Origin of the sequence: Streptomyces sp. NPDC007205 (assembly GCF_040634095.1) — a bacterium.
Classification (GTDB): domain Bacteria; phylum Actinomycetota; class Actinomycetes; order Streptomycetales; family Streptomycetaceae; genus Streptomyces.
Window position 1 is genome coordinate 1 of record NZ_JBEYEW010000163.1, and the last position, 1,758, is coordinate 1,758.

The following is a 1,758-nucleotide window of genomic DNA, read 5'->3' on the forward strand; positions in this document are numbered from 1 at the left end:
GGACGCCCGGCCGGGCCCAGCGGTTCCTGTCCGCGTCCAGCGGCACCTCGCCGCACCGGCCCCCACGCCACCTGATCACCGCCGCCGCCCACCGCTTCGAGAAACTCCTCCGCCTCACCATCTGGGGACCACATCACCGCCGGCATCGGCATGCCCAGCTACCTCTGACATCGGCATACCCTCAAACGACCCCGCACCCGACAATATGACAACGCCACGTCGCCCGCAGAGTCGCCGAGGGCAAGACCTCCTGTGACGCCCAGCGGTGCCTCAAGCGTGCCATCTGCCGTCAGCTCTTCAAGATTCTCGAACGCGCCAGTCGCGACAGCAGAGCGGATCGTGAAGATCTCCCTCAAGCAGCTTGACGCGATATGGCAGCCTCGGGGCATGCTGCGGAAACGCGCCATCAACGCTCCCGCAGCGAGCCCCACCACCAGAGACGGCAAGGAATCGCCTCTCAGGGAGGTGCCTGACCCCGCCACCCAGTCACCGATTTCCCACACACCCAGACCGACTACTGCTCGTCACGCGCACGCTCCTCCCGCACACGATCGGCCGCCTCCCGGTCAGCCTCCTCCCGACGCTTCGCCTGCTCCTCAGCCTTCCGCCGGTCAGCCTCCTGCTGACGCTTCGCCTGCTCCTCAGGCTTCCGCCGGTCAGCCTCGTCGGTCGCCGCCCGGGTCTCAGGCCCGAAGCCAACATCCTTCCTCACCCGCGGCTTGGGTTCCTCCACGGCCTTCTGGCCCTTGGCCAGCTGCTCGTTGGACGTAATCTCGTTGGGCCCGGGAAACCGCCCATGCAGCATCTCCCAATACTTAAGTTCCGTACGAAAGCCGGTTTTCAGATCATGGACGTACGTCATGCCCCCTGGGCCTTCGACGAGTTCCAGCCCGCTGTCAGCGTGCTGCTGTTGAGACTGCTCCGCCCCCCTCCGTCGCAGCCGCCGAGTCCGCGTTGGCCGGGCCAGACCGCTGCCCGTCGTTGGCCCGGACAGGCTCTGCCTTTCCGTCTCCATTGTCCTGACGATTGCCGTCGATACCGAGGATCTTCAGTGCCAGGCGCGCCTCTTCCCCGTTTGGACCAATTTTGGTTTCCGGAGCCTTCCCGGTAACGCTATACGTACGCTTCTCGGGATCTGTCGCATGTGGGCTGATCATGATTTCGCTCGCATGCGCCTCCACCGGATGCTCCAGACCAAAATCATGACCCATCTCATGAGCAATAACACCGATATTGTGGTTTATGCCCTTATTTACATACTCTTGCACCGTAACGACGTGACCGTCCTTAATGCTGCGCATCATCCCGTTTCGAACAAAGTCGGGCACGCTATTCTCAAGCTGTTCCTTCGTATGGAATGAGCTTGGAGTCAAATAGATGTCACCGGTTCCCTCTTCTGCTGCGGCAGCAGCCGCTCCGCTTGCACCAGGGGCCAGGCCCCACTTGAAGTTCACTTGGGCCTCAGCTTCATGACCGCTGAGCGCGGGCAGCAGGACAGTGCGACCGAATGCCTTATTCCAGTCATTGGCAGCGGTCGTGGCCTGGTCCCGTGCATGCGAAGGCATGTTCGGGTCAAAAGCATAATACACGTGCCCCTGGGCGTTGGGCTGCACATGCCAGCCGGTGGGCAGAGGCCTTGGCTTAGCCGAGACGGCGGTGGCATCCGGTTCACCGCCTTCTGACCTGGGGAGAGGATCTCCCACCGGCCCCAATAGGGGATCCGGACCGTGCCGCCGGAGCCCCGGTAGCCCTTGTCGG

Annotated in this window: 2 protein-coding genes and 1 pseudogene; all 3 read right to left on the bottom strand. The window is 63.2% G+C overall.

All coding sequences use genetic code 11. The features are described from left to right. Positions 1–514: 514 nt before the first annotated feature. Positions 515–862 carry a hypothetical protein gene (locus ABZ624_RS42910; RefSeq protein WP_360101170.1) on the bottom strand — a complete coding sequence of 116 codons (348 nt, stop codon included), beginning with the start codon at positions 860–862 and terminating at the stop codon, positions 515–517. 34 nt (positions 863–896) lie between these two features. Next, positions 897–1,613 (bottom strand): hypothetical protein, encoded by a 717-nt coding sequence (locus ABZ624_RS42915; protein WP_360101173.1) that lies wholly within the window; start codon positions 1,611–1,613, stop codon positions 897–899. Positions 1,614–1,663: 50 nt separating this feature from the next. Next, positions 1,664–1,758: pseudogene (locus ABZ624_RS42920) on the bottom strand (IS5/IS1182 family transposase); the annotation flags it as partial.